The organism is Actinokineospora sp. UTMC 2448 (assembly GCF_024760565.1).
Lineage (GTDB): Bacteria > Actinomycetota > Actinomycetes > Mycobacteriales > Pseudonocardiaceae > Actinokineospora > Actinokineospora fastidiosa.
On the sequence record NZ_CP031087.1, the window covers coordinates 4372055 to 4387371 of the forward strand.

The 15317-nt window shown below is 73.3% G+C and carries 16 protein-coding genes; 9 read left to right on the forward strand and 7 right to left on the reverse strand.

The window, feature by feature from the left end; genetic code table 11:
• Nucleotides 1-9: 9 nt before the first annotated feature.
• Nucleotides 10-1950: a vWA domain-containing protein gene (locus Actkin_RS19855; protein ID WP_258903757.1), complete on the reverse strand. Its 1941-nt coding sequence runs from the start codon at nt 1948-1950 to the stop codon at nt 10-12.
• A complete protein-coding gene (locus Actkin_RS19860) occupies nt 1947-3341 on the reverse strand; it encodes an ATP-binding protein (protein WP_258903758.1) in 1395 nt (464 codons plus the stop codon). Before Actkin_RS19860 ends, Actkin_RS19855 begins: the two co-directional genes overlap by 4 nt.
• Nucleotides 3342-3475: 134 nt before the next feature.
• Here Actkin_RS19860 and Actkin_RS19865 point away from each other — a divergent pair, with 134 nt between their 5' ends.
• The 3 genes from Actkin_RS19865 (at nt 3476) to Actkin_RS19875 (ending at nt 5615) form a co-directional block, all read left to right on the forward strand.
• Nucleotides 3476-3946 (forward strand): YcxB family protein, encoded by a 471-nt coding sequence (locus tag Actkin_RS19865; protein ID WP_258903759.1) that lies wholly within the window; start codon nt 3476-3478, stop codon nt 3944-3946.
• Nucleotides 3947-3957: 11 nt separating this feature from the next.
• Nucleotides 3958-4752, forward strand: coding sequence for an Rv1486c family protein (locus Actkin_RS19870; RefSeq protein ID WP_258903760.1), 795 nt, complete (start codon nt 3958-3960; stop codon nt 4750-4752).
• A 293-nt stretch (nt 4753-5045) separates the two neighbouring features.
• On the forward strand, nt 5046-5615 hold the full coding sequence (locus Actkin_RS19875) for a hypothetical protein (RefSeq protein WP_189211021.1): 570 nt from the start codon (nt 5046-5048) through the stop codon (nt 5613-5615).
• Nucleotides 5616-5862: 247 nt separating this feature from the next.
• On the opposite strand, the gene Actkin_RS19880 is transcribed toward Actkin_RS19875, so the two are convergent.
• Nucleotides 5863-6471 carry a TetR/AcrR family transcriptional regulator gene (locus tag Actkin_RS19880; protein WP_258903761.1) on the reverse strand — a complete coding sequence of 203 codons (609 nt, stop codon included), beginning with the start codon at nt 6469-6471 and terminating at the stop codon, nt 5863-5865.
• A gap of 52 nt (nt 6472-6523) precedes the next feature.
• Here Actkin_RS19880 and Actkin_RS19885 point away from each other — a divergent pair, with 52 nt between their 5' ends.
• A complete protein-coding gene (locus tag Actkin_RS19885) occupies nt 6524-7372 on the forward strand; it encodes an SDR family NAD(P)-dependent oxidoreductase (protein WP_258903762.1) in 849 nt (282 codons plus the stop codon).
• Complete coding sequence (locus tag Actkin_RS19890; protein WP_258903763.1) at nt 7336-8916, forward strand: AMP-binding protein; 1581 nt, start codon at nt 7336-7338, stop codon at nt 8914-8916. Before Actkin_RS19885 ends, Actkin_RS19890 begins: the two co-directional genes overlap by 37 nt.
• Here the strand turns inward: Actkin_RS19890 and Actkin_RS19895 are convergent.
• The 3 genes from Actkin_RS19895 to fabG are packed head-to-tail and all read right to left on the reverse strand — an operon-like array spanning nt 8913 to nt 11432.
• Nucleotides 8913-9932 carry a ferrochelatase gene (locus Actkin_RS19895; RefSeq protein WP_258903764.1) on the reverse strand — a complete coding sequence of 340 codons (1020 nt, stop codon included), beginning with the start codon at nt 9930-9932 and terminating at the stop codon, nt 8913-8915. The genes Actkin_RS19890 and Actkin_RS19895 overlap by 4 nt on opposite strands.
• Nucleotides 9929-10696 carry an enoyl-ACP reductase FabI gene (gene fabI, locus Actkin_RS19900; RefSeq protein ID WP_189211025.1) on the reverse strand — a complete coding sequence of 256 codons (768 nt, stop codon included), beginning with the start codon at nt 10694-10696 and terminating at the stop codon, nt 9929-9931. Before fabI ends, Actkin_RS19895 begins: the two co-directional genes overlap by 4 nt.
• Before the next feature lie 31 nt (nt 10697-10727).
• The gene (fabG, locus tag Actkin_RS19905) at nt 10728-11432 is read right to left on the reverse strand and encodes a 3-oxoacyl-[acyl-carrier-protein] reductase (protein WP_258903765.1); all 705 of its coding nucleotides are present in this window, start codon (nt 11430-11432) and stop codon (nt 10728-10730) included.
• Nucleotides 11433-11572: 140 nt separating this feature from the next.
• Here fabG and Actkin_RS19910 point away from each other — a divergent pair, with 140 nt between their 5' ends.
• On the forward strand, nt 11573-12769 hold the full coding sequence (locus Actkin_RS19910; RefSeq protein ID WP_189211027.1) for a PP2C family protein-serine/threonine phosphatase: 1197 nt from the start codon (nt 11573-11575) through the stop codon (nt 12767-12769).
• A 1-nt stretch (nt 12770) separates the two neighbouring features.
• Here Actkin_RS19910 and Actkin_RS19915 read toward each other — a convergent pair whose 3' ends face one another.
• Entirely contained in the window at nt 12771-13376 is a 606-nt protein-coding gene (locus Actkin_RS19915) for a hypothetical protein (protein ID WP_258903766.1), read from the reverse strand.
• A gap of 162 nt (nt 13377-13538) precedes the next feature.
• Here Actkin_RS19915 and Actkin_RS19920 point away from each other — a divergent pair, with 162 nt between their 5' ends.
• The 3 genes from Actkin_RS19920 (at nt 13539) to Actkin_RS19930 (ending at nt 15309) form a co-directional block, all read left to right on the forward strand.
• Nucleotides 13539-14261: an ESX secretion-associated protein EspG gene (locus Actkin_RS19920; RefSeq protein WP_258903767.1), complete on the forward strand. Its 723-nt coding sequence runs from the start codon at nt 13539-13541 to the stop codon at nt 14259-14261.
• 95 nt (nt 14262-14356) lie between these two features.
• Nucleotides 14357-14731, forward strand: coding sequence for a hypothetical protein (locus Actkin_RS19925; protein ID WP_258903768.1), 375 nt, complete (start codon nt 14357-14359; stop codon nt 14729-14731).
• An 11-nt stretch (nt 14732-14742) separates the two neighbouring features.
• On the forward strand, nt 14743-15309 hold the full coding sequence (locus tag Actkin_RS19930) for a DUF3558 domain-containing protein (protein ID WP_258903769.1): 567 nt from the start codon (nt 14743-14745) through the stop codon (nt 15307-15309).
• The last annotated feature ends 8 nt before the right edge of the window (nt 15310-15317 follow it).

The following is a 15317-nucleotide window of genomic DNA, read 5'->3' on the forward strand; positions in this document are numbered from 1 at the left end:
CCCGGCGGTTCAGCGCGAGCGCCGCGAGCGCAGGTAGTCGCCCACGACGGCCGGGCCGAGCCCGTCGAGGTCCGGGTTGACCACCCGGCCGCCGCCGCGGCGGGCGACGATGTCGACGAAGCGGGCCAGGCGCTCGTCGTCGCCGAGCTTGAAGACCGACAGGGACGCGCCGAGCCGGGCCAGCCGGTCCACCTCACCCAGGGTCTTCCGCAGGGTGCGCTGCGTGGTCGGGTAGTTGAACACCGCCTCGCCGTCGGGTTCCAGGTGGGCGGTGGGCTCGCCGTCGGTGACGACCAGCACCACGGGCTGGGCGTCGGGGTTCGCGCGCAGGTGCCTGCCCGCGAGCAGCAGGGCGTGGTGCAGGTTGGTGCCCTGCTCCCACACGCCCTCCAGCGCGGTCAGCGTGCCGATGTCGACGGTCGCCGCGTGCCTGCCGAAGGTGATCAGCTGCAGGTCGTCGCCGCGGAAACGGGTCCGCACCAGGTGGTGCAGGGCCAACGCGGTGCGCTTCATCGGGACCCAGCGGTTGTCCTGCACCATCGACCACGACGTGTCCACGCACAACGCCACCGCCGCGCGGGACCGCTGCTCGGTCTCCACGACCTCCACATCGGACACATCGATGCGCACCGGACGCCCGCGCACGACGGCGTTGCGGATCGTGCGCGGCACGTCCCACGGCTCGGTGTCGCCGAACCGCCACGGGCGGGAAGCGCCCGTCGGCTCGCCCGCCGCGCCCGCCCGCCGCGTGTCGCGCGCTCCTCTGCGGGAGCGCAGCGCACCGACCACATCGGACAGCGCGGTCTCGCCGAGCCTGCGCAGCGCCTTCGGCGAGAGGCGCAGCGACCCGTCCGCCGCGCGCTCCAGCAGGCCCTGCGCGCGCAGCTCGCGCTCCAGCTCGGCCAGCCGCCGGGCGTCGACGACCGCGTCAGCGCCCAGCTGGCGTTCCAGGGCCTCCAGGTCGATGTCCTCAAGGCGGGCGCCGGGGTAGCTCTGCGCGAGCTGTTCGGCCAGGGCGTCGATCTCGGCGAGGTCGGCCATGGCCTGCGCGCCCTCGCCCATGCCCAGCGGGTCCTTGCCGCGGAAGCGGGCCGACGACGTCCAGTCCTCGCCCGGGCGCAGCGCGCGCAGGTTGGCGTCCAGGGTGGCGACCTGCTCGGCCATGCGCGGGTCGCCGAACGCGCCGGAGAGCAGGTCCTGCAGCTCAGCGCGCTGGCGGTCGCTCATCGAGTTCATCATCCGCTGCGCGGCGGCGGCGCGGGCGGCGAGGGCGTCGATCAGCTCCTCGACGGTGCGCGGGTTCTCCGGGAAGAACTCGCCGTGGCGGCGCATGAACTCGGCGAAGCGGGCGTCGGTGTCGTCGCCGCGCAGGTGGGCCAGCAGCAGGTCGTTGAGGTCGGCCATCATCGCCCGGATGCGCTCGACGTCCTCGGGGCGGACCTCGCTCAGCGCCTGCTTCATGCCCTGGAAGCGCGACTCCATCAGCTCCTGGCCGATGCGGTCGCGGATGCGCTGGTAGTCGGCGCGCGCCTGCTCGGAGCGCCAGTCGTAGGTCGACAGCTCCTGCACGGCCGCCGCGGTGCCGGGCGGCAGCGCGTCCAGCCGCGCCTCCCGGAAGCGGGCGTCGTCGGAGGGGTCGGGGAACAGCTCGCGCCGCTCGGCCTCCATGGCGCGCTCCAGCAGCTCGCGGACCTCGCGCAGCGTGCCGTCGAGGTTGTTGCGGCGCTGGATGCGCGAACGGCGCTCCCACAGCCGCCTGGTCAGCTCGTCCAGGCCCGCGGTGTCGCCCGCGCCCCGGCGCAGCAGCTCCTCCAGCGCCGAGCGCGGCGACGAGCCGTCCATGATGTCGCGCCCGAGCCGGTCCAGCGCGGCGCGCAGGTCGACCGGCGGGGCGAGCGGGTCGGGGCCGTCGTCGAAGGGCGCGTAGCGGTACCGGTCGGGGACGGTCACGGCCCGTACACCGCCTCGGCGCCGTCCTCGGACTCCTTGGCGACCTTGCGCGTGAGGTACAGGTACTCCAGCGCCAGCTCCACCGCGGCGGCGATGCGCCCGGCCGGGTCGGCCGGGGTGACGCCGACGCGGGCGGCGACCTCGTGCAGCACCGGCAGCTCGGGCAGCGCGGCCAGCACCTCGCTGGCCGGGACGCGCTCGCCGGTGGCGACGAGGTTGCCGTCGGCGACCGCGTCGGCCAGCGGGCGCAGGTCGAGCCCGGCGAGCCGGTCGCGGGCGGTCTCGGCGACCGCGCGGCGCAGCAGGTGGGTCAGGTGCTCGGTCTCCCTGCCCTCCTCGCCCGCCTCGAACTCCAGCTTGCCGCGCAGCACCGACGGCACGGCCTCCAGGTCGATCGGCCGGGCGACGGCGGGCTCCTCGCCGGTCAGCGCGGCCCTGCGCAGCGCGGCGGCGGCCACTGTCTCGGCCGCGGCGACGGCGAAGCGGGCCGAGACGCCGGAGCGCTGGTCCACGGCGCCGGACTCGCGCAGGCCGCGGACGAACCGGGCCAGCGCCTCCAGCAGCGGGTCGCCCACCTCGGCGACCAGCTCGGCCTCCTGCCGGACCAGGTCGACCTCGGCGGCCAGGCTGCGCGGGTAGTGCGTGCGCACCTCGGCGCCGAAGCGGTCCTTGAGCGGGGTGATGATGCGGCCGCGGTTGGTGTAGTCCTCGGGGTTGGCCGTGGCCACGAGCAGCACGTCCAGCGGCAGCCGCAGGGTGTAGCCGCGGACCTGGATGTCGCGCTCCTCCATGACGTTGAGCAGCGCGACCTGGATGCGCTCGGCGAGGTCGGGCAGCTCGTTGATCGCCACGATGCCGCGGTGGGCGCGCGGGACCAGTCCGAAGTGGATGGTCTCGGGGTCGCCGAGCGTGCGGCCCTCGGCCACGCGCACCGGGTCGACGTCGCCGATGAGGTCGCCGACGGAGGTGTCCGGGGTGGCGAGCTTCTCGGTGTAGCGCTCGTCGCGGTGGCGCCACTCGACGGGCAGGTCGTCGCCGAGCTCGGCGGCGCGCGCCCGGGACGCGGGGGTGATCGGGTCGAGCGGGTGTTCGCCCAGCTCGGAGCCCGCGATGACCGGGGTCCACTCGTCGAGCAGGCCGACCAGGGTGCGCAGCAGGCGGGTCTTGCCCTGGCCGCGCTCGCCCAGCAGCACGACGTCGTGCCCGGCCAGCAGCGCCCGCTCCAGCTGCGGCAGCACCGTCTGGCCGAACCCGACGATGCCCGGCCACGGGTCGCGGCCCGCGCGCAGCGCGGACAGCAGGTTGTCGCGGATCTCGGCCTTGACGGACTTGGGCTGGTGCCCGGTGGCGCGCAGTTCACCGACGGTGCGGGGCAGGGACTGGGTGTTCACCTCCCCGACGCTACGCAGATTCGGGCGCGCAGGCGACGTAAACCGAGGTCGAGGTGTCACTCCAGCCCCGTGGCCAGTGCCGCCCCGGGCAGGGGCGACACCGGCACGGCGTGGTCTCCCGGATAATCGCGCCCATGCGACTGCAATGGCGACCCGAACCCGCCGACTGGGCCGACGCGGTGCGCACCATGGTCCCGTTCACCCGGTGGTCGCCGTGGTTCGCCGCGGCGCTCGGGGTGTTCTCCGCGGTGCTGATCGTCATCGGGCAGCCGCTGCCGGGGGTGTTCGGGGTGGTGTGCGCCGCGCTCATCGCGGCGCTGCCCGGGGTGGGGGCCCGGCTGGCGTTCAACCGCAACCCCATCGCGGGCCGGACGGTGACCGCCGAGGTCGACGGCGGGCACATCCGGATGATGACCGTGGACGGCACCGCGCACAGCGACCTCGCCGTCGCCGACCTCGCCGGGTGGGCCGAGACGGAGCGCAACTTCGTGCTGCGCACGGCCGAGGGCGGCGTGCACCCGGTGCCCGGCCGCGCCTTCGACAGCACCGAGGACATCGACGCGTTCCGCGACCTGTTGTCCAAGGCGCTCGGGCGACCAGCGTAGGCTCACTCCCCGTGTCATCTCCGAGTGCGACTTTCGCGGTCTGGGTCTCGGCGTGGCTGCCCGGCTCCGCGGCATCCGACGACGTGCTCGACGCCTTGGGCCACTGGTCGGAACTGCACGACGTGGTCGCCGTCGACGAACCCACCGCGACCGAACTGGACCTCCCCGTGCGCGGCGAGGCGGGCGCGCCCGTCGCGTCCCTGCTGACCGCGCTGCGCCGGGTCAACGCCACCAGCGTCCGGCTCGTCCTGCCGGTGCCCGGCGACGTGCGCGGGCTGGGCACGCGCAGCGAGTTCGCCGGGACAGCGCTGCACGCAGGCGAGGCCGTCGTCATCGACGGCACCGGCTACGGCCTGGTCCCCGAGCCCATCGCCGACGGCGTCCTGCGCTGGACCGCGTTCCCGACCGGCGAGACGGCGGGCGTCGAGCACCTGCCGCTCGGCGAGGCCGAGCACGAGCTGACCGGCGCGATGCGGGTGGCCGCGGGCGTGCTGACCGAGCTGGGCGTGGCCAAGCACCGCGCGGGCGTCCGCGAGGAGATCACCGCGCGGATCGCGCACCGGGCCGCCGCCGTGTGGCCGGAGGGCACCCCGCCGCGCTCGCTGCGGGTGCTGCAGCGGGCCAACGAGGTGGCGACGATCCTCGACCTGGCCGCGGAGGACGCCCCCGGCAGCGCGGTCTCGTCGTCGGCGGCCCGCAAGCGCGCCGAGGCGCTGCGCCCGCTCAACGACGCCGTCCGGCTGGCCAGGCTGGCGGCGGTGCAGGAGGCGGTCCGCGTGTTCTCCGATCACGCGGACCAGTGCTGACCCCGGCTCCCTGAGGCGATCCGCTCCAGGCGGATCGCCGTCCTCCTCCGCCGCTGGAAGTCCCCTCGGGTCGCGGCTCATCGCCGACCCTCCGGGGGTGCGCGCGGCCGCGCAATTCTCTTTAACTCTCAACGAATACCGCCCCACACCTGGGCGTTCCCGAGTGGGCCCCGACCATGATCATCGGCCGGATGGCCGATAAGACAGTGCTATGGGTCATTGGGATGAGCCAGGCGCTTGCGACTCCCCGATAGTGGTCACACTGAACCACACGCTGTTACCGGAGTCACACCATGACCGCTGAGCTCGTCGACCACAGGCCCGCGCTGCCGCGCCCGCCGGTGTTGGATGGCGCGCACCTGGGTGCGCTGCAGATGGTCGCCCGCGGCGAGGTCGGCGGGTACGGCGTGAACGCGGTGCTGCGGCACCGCACGGACGACCTGTCCGCCCTGATGGTGGGCGCGCTGTTCACCCTCAGGAGGGACGGGTTCATCGCTCTGGGCAGCATCGTCGACCCGCACGACGGGTGGGTCACGGCGGAGCTGACGTCGGCGGGCAACCGGCTGATGGAGATCTGGCTGCGCCGCGGCAGGCGCACGCCGGACGAGGTCGCCCGGCACCGGGACTGGTTCGTGCTGCTGCGCTGCGCGCACCGGGGCGAGCTGGGCCTGACCGAGAAGAACCAGATCACCGGGCGCGGGCTGCCGCCCGACACCGACCTGACCGCCCGCGCCCGCGAGCTGGTCAGCGCGGGCCACCTGGTGGTCGGCTCGCTGAAACTGCGCGACTGCAGGCTGGTCACCCTGAGCGAGACCGGCAGGCAGCTGCACAACCGGCTCGACCTGTCCGAGCCGAGAGGGTGAGCGGGATGCCCTCGATCGTCCCCGATCCACGCGGAGAGGTGTGCTGGGGAACCAGCGCCGTGTACCGCGGACGGGCACACCTGGTCCCAACTCACCGCACGGCTGGTCTGTGCGGCATGCCGGTGGACGCGCGCTGCGTACAGCGCCCCGCCGAGCGAGTGGTGTGCCCCGAGTGCGCTATCGCGTACGTCGCGGCGGTGTTCCCCATGCCAGCGCCGGACCTACGGCACGAGGTCCGGTTGCGCGCCTAGCCGCCTTCTGGTGGCGGGGCGGTTCCCTGCACCGCCCCGCCACCCTCCTCGCTCAGCAGCCCCACTGCCGCACGCGTCAGCTCGATGAGGCTGTCCGCGGTCACCGTCGGGTCGATCACCCTGCGCGTGGCCAGACCAATCGCCAGGTTCACGGCCGCGTCGACGAGGGTGCGGACCGGGATGGGCCCGCGCAGCCCGCGCCGCTCGACCGCCTCGGTGAGCGTGTCGACGAGCGCGCGGCGCCGGTCGGCCTCGGCGCGGACGAGAGCCGCGTCACCCCGGACGTCGAGCGCGAACTCCAGTTCCAGCCGCGGCCAGCCCGACGCCATCGCCGCCGAGGTCCAGTCGGCGAGGCCCTGGACGGGGTCGGCGCTGTCGATCACGGCGGCCAGCTCGGCCAGCCGCTCGGCCTGGATCTCCTGCAGCACGACCAGCGCGAGCTGGGCCTTCCCGTCGAAGTTCGAGTAGACCGCGCCGGTGGTGAACCCGGACTCGGCGGCGATCCTGGCGATCGAGGTCGCCTGGTAGCCGTCGCGGAGGAACAGCTCGCGGGCTGTGCTGATCAGCGCGGCGCGGTTGCGGGTGCGGCTCTCCTCCCGGCGCATGCGGCGATCCTAGTCGTTGACAGACTCCGGATAAGGGCGCTATCCAGATAACGTGATTATCCGCGATGGCACGCTGGCCGCCAGGATCAGCCGCAGCAGGCTGGCCGGAGCGCTGATGAGCCCGCGCGGCGGGGTCGGCGTCGAGGAGCTGCGGGGCGCGGTCGAGGGCCGGACGGTCCTCATCACCGGCGCGTCGTACGGGCTGGGCGCGGCGACCGCCCGGATGCTGGCGGACGCGGGCGCGACCGTGCTGATGACCGCCCGGACCGCGGCGGCGCTCGCCGAGGTCGCGGGCGGGCGGGGCCACTGCTACCCGGCCGACCTCAGCGACCCGGCGGCGGTCGGCGAGCTGGCGGCGCGCGTGCTGGCCGAGCACGGGCCGCCGGACGTCGTGGTGAGCAACGCGGGCAAGTCGATCCGGCGGACGCTGGCGGCGAGCCGGTTCCACGACTTCCAGCGCACGATGGCGGTCAACTACCTCGGCCCGGTCCGGCTCCTGCTCGACCTGCTGCCCGCCATGCGCGCCCGGGGCAGCGGGCACCTGGTCAACGTCTCGACCATCGGCGTCCAGGTGCCGCCGGGGCCGCGGTGGGCGGCCTACCAGGCGTCCAAGAGCGCCTTCGACGTGTTCTTCCGGTCGGCGGCGCTGGAGGCGGCCGCGGACGGGATCACCGCCAGCTCGGTCTACATGGGACTCATCCGGACCAGGATGAGCGCGCCGACGGCGTCGCTGGCCAACGCGCCGGGGCAGTCGGCCGACGAGGCGGCGGGCGTGCTCGCCCGGGCGATCGCCCGGCGGCCTGCCAAGATCAGCCCCTGGTGGGCGGACCTGGCCGAACTCGGCGCGGCGGTGTCGCGTCGTCCATGGGAGGCGGCGGTGCGGTGGAGGCCCAGGAGATGAACACGGTCGCGCTGCTCGGCCATGCCGCGCGCGTCTTCACGGGCGCGGGCCTGGTGCGTCCCCAGCACTTGGGCGCGATGCTGCGCGCGTTGCGGATGACCGGGCCCACGCCCGCGACCCTGCTGCGCATCGCGGCGGCGCACCACCCGGACGCCCCGGGGGTGATCGACGACGCCGGGATGATGACGTTCGGCGAGCTCGACGACGCCGCCGCCCGGCTCGCTGCGGGACTGGCGGGCGAGTACGGCATCCGTCCACAGTCGACGATCGCGGTGCTGTGCCGCAACCACCGCGGGTTCGTGCTCGCGACCGCGGCCGCGGGCAGGCTCGGCGCGAACCTGGTGTACCTCAACACCGAGTTCGGCGAGGCGCAGGTCGGCGCTGCCTGCGAGGCGACGCGCGCGGACGTGCTGATCGCCGACGACGAGTTCCCCGCCCCGATCGGCGTCCCGGTGGCGTACGAGTCCGTTGTGGCCCGTCTGGCCGCCGGTCCGCCGCCGGTGCGCGAGTCGCGGGTGCGGCCGGGGCGGATCACGCTGCTGACGTCCGGCACCACCGGCACGCCCAAGGGCGCGCCCCGCACGCCGACCGCGCTCGGGATGCTGGGCCCGGCCGTGACCCTGATCGAACGCGCGCGGCTGCGGGTCGGCGAGCCCATGCTCATCGCGCCGCCGCTGTTCCACGGCTTCGGCCTGGCGACCTGGGCGCTGGCGGTGCTGCTGCGCTCCCCCATCGTGCTGCGCCGCCGGTTCGACGCTGAGGCGCTGCTGGCCGACGTCGAGCGCCACGGGGTGGCGTTCGTGGCGGCCGTGCCGATCATGCTGCACCGGATCCTGGCGCTGCCGCCGGAGGTGCGCTCGGCCTACACCACCCCGGCCCTGCGCGCCGTGCTGTCCGGCGGCTCCGCGCTGCGCCCGGAGCTGGCCGAGCGCTTCCGCGCCGAGTTCGGCGAGGTGCTGCTGAACGGCTACGGCTCCAGCGAGATCGGCATCGCGGCGGTTGCGGGTCCGGCCGACCTGCGCGCCGCCGCGGGCACCGTCGGCCGCCCCAGCCTCGGCGTCCCGGTGCGCGTGCTGGACGAGCAGCGGCGGCCCGTCCCGGCGGGCGTGGCGGGCACCGTCTTCGTCGGCGGCCCCCTGGTCTTCGACGGCTACACCGGCGGCGGCACGAAGGAGATCGTCGACGGCCTCATGAACACCGGCGACACCGGCCACCTCGACCCCGACGGCCGCCTGCACATCCACGGCCGCGCCGACGACATGATCATCTCCGGCGGGGAGAACGTGTACCCGCAGGAGGTCGAGGACACCCTGGCCCGCCACCCCGCCGTCGCCGACGTCGCCGTGTTCGGCACGGAGGACCCGGAGTTCGGCCAACGCCTCGTGGCCTACGTGGTGCCACGGGGAGAGCAGCCGGACCCGGCCGACCTGTCCCACCACGTCCGCACGGCCCTCGCCCGCTACAAGGTGCCCCGCGACTACGTCTTCCTCCCGGAACTGCCGAGGACCGCGACGGGCAAGGTCCGCAGGAGCGAGCTGCCCTAGCGCCTGCGGGCCGGTTCGCAGCAGGCGGTGGCGCAGGGGGCGCCGTTGAGGGTGCAGCCCGCCGACGGGAAGGGCGACAGCTTGCGGGGTTCGGCGGCGTCGAGGTGTTCGCGGATCAGTTCGACCACCAGGTCGGCGAAGCGGGGGTCGGCGCCGGGGGTGGCGGCGCGGGCGAAGGCCATGCCCAGGGACTCGGCCTTCGCGCGGGCCTCCGTGTCGAGGTCCCAGACGACCTCGAGGTGGTCGCTCACGAACCCGATCGGGCTCACGACGACCGACCGGACGCCTTCGGCGTGCAGGGCCTCGATGTGGTCGACGATGTCCGGCTCGAGCCACGGCACCTGCGGCGGGCCCGAGCGCGACTGCCACACCACGTCGTACTCCACGACGCCCAGCGACTTCGCGACCAGGCGGGACGCCTCGGCGATCTGGCGGGAGTAGCGCCTGCCGCCCTCCTCCGGCGGCCCCGACGCGAGGTCGGCGGACTCCGGGACGGAGTGCGCTGTGAAGACCAGCCGGTACTCCTGCGGCGCGACCGCGCGGACGGCGTCCGCCGCCGCCGCGACGAACAGCGGGTGGTCGAAGAAGTGGCGCAGCTTCAGCAGGTCCGGGGCGTCGGCGACGGCCGCGCGGGCACGGCTGATGTCCTCGTCGTACTGCCTGCACGCCGAATAGCCGCCGTACGCGCTGGTGGGGAACACCAACGCGCTGCGGACGCCGTCGGCGGCCATCCGCGCGACGGTGTCCTCGACCATCGGGTGCCAGTTGCGGTTGCCGAAGTAGACCGGCAGCTCGATCCCGGCACGCGCCAACGCGGCCTCCACCGCGGCGATCGCGGCCCGGTTGAGGGCGTTGATCGGGGAGACGCCGCCGAAGTGCTGGTAGTGCGCCTCGACCTCGTCGAGGCGCTCCGGGGGCACGCCCCGGCCCCGGGTGACGTTCTCCAGGAACGGCCGGACGTCGGCGGGTGATTCCGGCCCGCCGAACGACAGCCAGAGCAGCGCGTCGGCCATCACATGCCCAGCGCGTGGACACCGCCGTCGACCCACACCATGGAGCCGGTGGTCGCGGGCAGCCAGTCCGACAGCAGCGCGCACACCGACTTGGCGACCGGCTCGGCGTCGTTGACGTCCCAGCCGAGCGGGGCGCGCGCCCCCCAGGCGTCCTCCAGCTCGCCGAAGCCCGGGATCGACTTGGCGGCCATCGTGCGGACCGGGCCGGCGGCGACGAGGTTGACCCGCACGCCCTTCGGGCCCAGCTCGCGCGCCAGGTAGCGGTTGGTCGACTCGAAGGCGGCCTTGGCCACGCCCATCCAGTTGTAGGCAGGCCAGGCGACGCGGGCGTCGAAGTCCAGGCCGACGACGGACGACCCGGGGCCCATCAGCGGCAGCGCGGCGGCGGTCAGCGACTTCAGCGAGTACGCCGAGACCTCCAGCGCGACGGCCACGTCCGACCACGGCGCGTCCATGAACGGCGCGCCCAGGCAGGTCTGCGGGGCGAAGCCGATGGCGTGCACGACGCCGTCGAGGCCGTCGACGTGCTCGCGGACCCGGTCGGCCAGCGTCGCCAGGTGCTCGTCGTTCTGCACGTCCAGCTCGATCACCGGCGCGGGCTGGGGCAGCCGCCGGGCGATCCGCTCGACCAGGCTGAGCCTGCCGTACCCGGTCAGCACGACGGTGGCGCCCTGCTCCTGGGCGACGCGGGCCACGTGGAAGGCGATGGACGAGTCGGTGATCACGCCGGTGATCAGCAGCCGCTTGCCCGCGAGCAGTCCGGTCATCTGGTGCTTGTTCTCCTTGATCGGGGTGGCGTCAGTGGCCCATGCCGAGGCCGCCGTCGACGGGCAGCACGGCTCCGGTGATGTAGGCGGCGGCGTCGGAGGCCAGGAAGGTGACCGCGGCGGCGATCTCGTCGGTGCTGCCGTAGCGGCCCGCCGGGACGGAGGCGAGGATCTGCTTGCGGCGCTCCTCGGTCAGCTGCTCGGTCATGTCGGTGGCCACGAAGCCGGGCGCGACGACGTTGGCGGTGATGTTGCGCCCGCCCAGCTCGCGCGCGATGGACCGGGCCATGCCGATCATGCCGGACTTGCTGGCGGCGTAGTTGACCTGCCCCGGCGAGCCCAGCATGCCCACGACGGAGGAGATGTAGACGATGCGGCCGAACCGCGCCTTGAGCATGTTGCGGGTGGCCCGCTTGGTGACCCGCCACGCGCCGGTCAGGTTGGCGTCGATGACGCGGGTGAACTGCTCCTCGTCCATCCGCATGAGGAGGGTGTCGTCGGTGATGCCCGCGTTGGCGATGAGCACCTCGACCGGGCCGTGGGCGTCCTCGACCTCGGTGAAGGCGGCGTCGACGGAGGCGGCGTCGGTGACGTCGCAGCGCACGCCGAACAGCCCATCGGGCGCGCCGGAACCACGGTGCGTGACGGCCACCTTGTCCCCCTGCTCGGCGAACGCGCGGGCGATCGCCAGCCCGATGCCCCGGTTGCCGCCGGTGACCAGTACCGACCGTCCCATCAGTCTCCCCATCCTGGCGCGTGCGCTCGAACGCCAGTGAGGCTATCGGCTACCGCTGCGTAACCGCTGACGCCCCCGGCGAGGTCTTGGTCACCGGCTCACCCGGCGGGGCGGGTGCCGCGCGGCTAGCGTGGACGACCATGGCCGGAGATCACGCCACCTGGTGCGAGGTGCTGGCCGAGATCATCGACACCGCGCACCTGGCGACCGCGGACGACCTCGACGACCTCGTGCGGGCGGCGTGCCTGCGGGCGGGCATCGGGATCGACATGTACCTGGTCGACATCCCCGAACGCTCGCTGCGGCCGCTGGGCCCCGGGGAGCCGATCGCGGTGGACGACTCGCCAGCGGGCCGGGCGTTCCAGTTCACCGACATCATCGCCGACGACGAGCCGGGGGCGGTCTGGGCGCCGATGGTCGACGGCACCCACCGGATCGGGGTGGCGCTGCTGCGCCTGCCCTCCGGCGACGACCCCGAGGACGCGGGCACGCGGGCCCGGTGCTGGACGCTGGTCGGGCTCCTCGGCCACCTGGTGATGGCGAAGTCGCCGTACAGCGACGCCTTCCACCGGCTGCGCCGCACGCGGCCGTTCACCGTGGCGGGCGAGTTGCTGGGCCAGTTGCTGCCGCCGCGGACCTTCGCCAGCCAGGACCTCGTCGTCACGGCCGTCATGGAGCCGTTCGACCAGGCGGGCGGGGACGGTTTCGACTACGCGGTGGACGACCACCACGCGTATCTCGCGGTGTTCGACTCCACCGGCCACGACCTGCACGCGGGCCTGATCACGACGGCGGTCCTGGCCGCCACCCGCAACGCCCGGCGCGGGCACGCGGACCTGTCCGGCATCGCCGCGGCGGCCGATGACGTCCTGCGCAACGAGTTGCCCACCGGCGGGTTCTCGACGGCCGTGCTGGCCACCGTCGACCTCGGCACCGGCACGCTGCGCTACCTGCTCGCCGGCCACCCGCCGCCGGTCCTGCTGCGCGACGGGCACCTGGTCGACATCGACACGCCGAGCCCGCGCCCGCCGCTGGGCGTGCGGGCGGCGCGGCCCACGAGCGGGATCGGCGAGGTGACCCTGCGTCCCCAGGACCGCGTCCTGCTGTATACCGATGGCGTCACCGAGGCGCGCAGCCCCGGCAACGAGTTCTTCGGGTTGGACCGCCTGGTGGCGCTTACCGAGCGGCACGAGATCGCGGGCCTGTCGCCGCCGGAGACCCTGCGCCGCATCATCCACGAGGTGATGGACCACCAACACGGCACGCTCCAGGACGACGCGACACTCATGTTGCTGGAGTGGGCAACCCAGGCCCCGGCCCGCCTCCTCCCCGCCTGACTCAGGGCTGCGGGAACAGGACGGCGACCTCGGCGACGGTGGTCAGGAGGTCGCGGTCGACCGCGCCGGAGACGGCCTCGGTCTCGGCGATGACGACCGACGTGCCCTGGACGCGGGAGTCGTAGTGGTGGCCGGTGAAGGTGACGCCGGGGGCTGGCGGGCGGATGTCGCCGTTGCCGTGGATCCGGTGCAGCGCGCGGAAGTCCTCCGCCTGACCCCGGGTGCGGAAGCCGACCCAGACGACGGAGACGGCGACGACGGCGCCGTTGTCGAGGGTGAGCGGGTAGAGCTTGCGGTCGAGGGAGCGGCAGGGGGTGCGCAGGAAGAAGGTGCGGATGTCCCCGAAGGCGGCGGCCGCGCAGTCGGCGCCGGAGCGCTTGACGGTCTTGCCCACCCGCATGCCCAGTCGGGACCAGGCGTTGCCCTTGCCCGACTTGGCGACCTTCTTGGCGTCGGCCGCGCGTGCGGTGACGCCCGAGCCCGCGCTCACCAGCCCCCCGGAGTGGGCCGCCCCGACGGCGAGGACGGCGCCGACGAGCACCGCGCCCGCCTTGCGCGGCCCCTTGTCCGAGCCGCCACCGGCCCCGCCGATCCGCCTACGCGCCATTCGTCCCCCTTGCCGTTCGGATGCTCCGGTCTAGCGGATGTCGGGCGCGAAGGGAATGAATGTCGAAGAACTGTCAACTCTTTGGCCGGAGGGAAAACGGTCAACCCACCCGTCCAGGTGAATCTCCCGCGTCCCGCGCGAACGGGCTGACATGATCATTCGGTGGCTCGACTGGACTGCTCGTTCGCGGAACTGGACGCCATCGGCGCCGCACTCGGCGTCACCCTGTGGCGATTCCCGTTCACCACCCCATGCTTCGGCGGACTCGGCCGGGAAGCGCGTTTCGCCGCCGTCAAGACCGCGTTGGAAGCGCGCGGTCTCATCAGCGGCACGCGCTTCACCGCCGAACTTGAAGAAACCCTCACCACATTCGCGACCGCTCCGACGACCATCGCCACCACCGGGATGGCGGACCGCAGGCCGATCATCGCGGCCGTCGCCGTCCACGGAAAGCGAGCAATCCTCGCCGTACAAAGCGAATCCCGCATCGCCTACACACCCGTGACGGCCGAAGGCGCTCCCCGCGCCGCCGTCGGCCTCCTCCCGGCCCTGCGCCCCGGTCCGGGCGGTTCCATCACCTTCACCACCGGCCGCGAACCCGCCGCCCACACCTATCTCCGAGCGGCCCCCTCCGCCGTCGATCCGGCCAGTCGCGCAGCCCAGGCCCTGCTGTCCCGCCCCCGCCTGGGCGGCGGCAGTTTCCTCATCAGCACAACGACTCCACGCCTCCCACCCGACTCCATCTCCTGGCTCGACACCGATGCGGGCAGACACGCCGTCACCACCACCCCCTCCCCCGACGGCGCCCTCCACACCACCTACACCCCCGCCGACCAGGCCCGTATCAGCCACCTGATCGCTCGATCCCTCACAAAGTTCACCTGACCGGACGAGAACCACCTCGCCGCAGACTTCGTCCGATCCAGCGACCACTCCATCACTCACTGCTACAGTCCACCCCGGAACCGAGGGGGAACTCCATGTTCGAAATCCACGGGATGCGCCAAGTCGCCGTTGACCTGGCCGTGGCCTCCAGCCAAGGCTTCACCTTCACCGGTCCGGGAGCGCAGGTCCTGTTGGACGCGGTGACGCGAATGCAGGACAGGGTGAATGGCATGCTGTTGGAAGCCCAAGACCTCGCATTCGAACCGTCGTTGGGCCAGACACCCGCAGCGCAGGTCTACCGGCCGTTCATGGCGTCGGTGGCCACGGACCCCGTACAGGGCTTCCTCCCCTTCCTCCAGTCCCTTCAACAAGACCTGGCGAGTATCGAGGAATCGCTGAAGGCAACGGTCACCGAATATCGGACCCAAGACGAAACCAGCGCCCAGAACATCAAGAGCGTTGAGAGCTGAACAGGATCGACGTGAACGCACTCGTCAGCAAACTGGCACTGGCCGTCGCCGCGTCAGGGGCGCTCGTCGTCACCTTGGCGGGGTGTGCGGGCCCTCCGTCAGCGGGCCAGCCCGTTCCCGCTCCTCCCGGGTCCTCAGTCCCCGAGCGGACGAGCGACCCGACTCCCACCAGTGAGTCCGCCGCCCCGTCACTGGCTTCTATGAGTCCGTGCGACCTCTTCACCGAAGCCGACGAGCGGGAGCTCGAGGTGACCGAGAACGAGGGGGAACGGCAGGTCGGCACCGGGCGCGCCTGCCGCCTGGTCACGAAAGCGGGCAACACGGGAGCGCTGATCCGCACGAACACCGGCCTCGACGGTGTTCCGGCGGGCGAAGGGTTGCGCAGCATCACCGTCGGTTCCCATGAGGCGAAGATCTGGGGCAACACCGCGACGAGCGCCTGCACCGTGTTCCTCGGCGTCTCGGAATCCTCGCGGGTGGATGTGAGCGCCGTCGACCGCCAAGGGAACGTCGAGGAATCGTGCGCGCTGGCGGAGCGAACCGCCGAACTTGTCGAGAAGAACCTTCCGGAGTCGTGAGGGGGCCG

Excerpts from the sequence above, each read along its gene's own strand:
- Actkin_RS19910 (WP_189211027.1), top strand. The coding sequence starts at position 11,573 with ATGGCCGGAGATCACGCCACCTGGTGCGAGGTGCTGGCCGAGATCATC.
- Actkin_RS19890 (WP_258903763.1), top strand. The coding sequence starts at position 7,336 with ATGGGAGGCGGCGGTGCGGTGGAGGCCCAGGAGATGAACACGGTCGCG.
- Actkin_RS19865 (WP_258903759.1), top strand. The coding sequence starts at position 3,476 with ATGCGACTGCAATGGCGACCCGAACCCGCCGACTGGGCCGACGCGGTG.
- fabI (WP_189211025.1), bottom strand. The coding sequence starts at position 10,696 with ATGACCGGACTGCTCGCGGGCAAGCGGCTGCTGATCACCGGCGTGATC.
- Actkin_RS19880 (WP_258903761.1), bottom strand. The coding sequence starts at position 6,471 with ATGCGCCGGGAGGAGAGCCGCACCCGCAACCGCGCCGCGCTGATCAGC.
- Actkin_RS19875 (WP_189211021.1), top strand. The coding sequence starts at position 5,046 with ATGACCGCTGAGCTCGTCGACCACAGGCCCGCGCTGCCGCGCCCGCCG.
- Actkin_RS19915 (WP_258903766.1), bottom strand. The coding sequence starts at position 13,376 with ATGGCGCGTAGGCGGATCGGCGGGGCCGGTGGCGGCTCGGACAAGGGG.
- fabG (WP_258903765.1), bottom strand. The coding sequence starts at position 11,432 with ATGGGACGGTCGGTACTGGTCACCGGCGGCAACCGGGGCATCGGGCTG.
- Actkin_RS19925 (WP_258903768.1), top strand. The coding sequence starts at position 14,357 with ATGTTCGAAATCCACGGGATGCGCCAAGTCGCCGTTGACCTGGCCGTG.